This window comes from Bacteroides sp. AM23-12, assembly GCF_003434395.1.
Taxonomy (GTDB): Bacteria; Bacteroidota; Bacteroidia; order Bacteroidales; family Bacteroidaceae; genus Bacteroides; species Bacteroides thetaiotaomicron.
Genome location: NZ_QTLF01000107.1, coordinates 1 through 433 on the forward strand (window position 1 = coordinate 1; position 433 = coordinate 433).

Genomic DNA, 433 nt, shown 5'->3' on the forward strand with positions numbered 1-433 from the left:
TTCCTGTGCGGGGCGCAGTGTCCCGTCCTGTGTGCGCCGCCCGATGGAGGCTAACAGCAGTTCCTCGTCGATGCCTTCCGTGTTCACTTTCCTGCTGCCCATGCTCACTGCGGTCTGATGATGTCGCTTATCTCTTCGGAAAACTCCCGGATGCCACTCCCTTTCAGCAGTGCCGTGTCCATCGGGAAGATGGTGGAGCGGAAAACGCTCTTGCGCTCTTCCGAAAGGTCACGGCGGAACTTCTTGCTGTCGGGCAAGCGGGTGGAAAGTACCGGAAAGCCCATTTCGGCTATCACTTCCTCGTAGATGCCGTACAAGTCGTTCCTCTCCCTGCCGTCCACCATCGTCCAGAACAGATGCAGCCCCTTTGTTTTCGCCTGTCCGGTAGTCATCAGCCTGTCGCGGAACATCGTGACGAATTTCAGGGTACTCT

Annotated in this window: 1 protein-coding gene; it reads right to left on the bottom strand. The window is 57.5% G+C overall.

Annotated features, from left to right (window positions below):
- Nucleotides 1–104 precede the first annotated feature (104 nt).
- Nucleotides 105–433, bottom strand: a 329-nt coding sequence (locus DW640_RS24225) for a ParA family protein (protein WP_370448865.1), incomplete at its 5' end; no start/stop codon positions are given.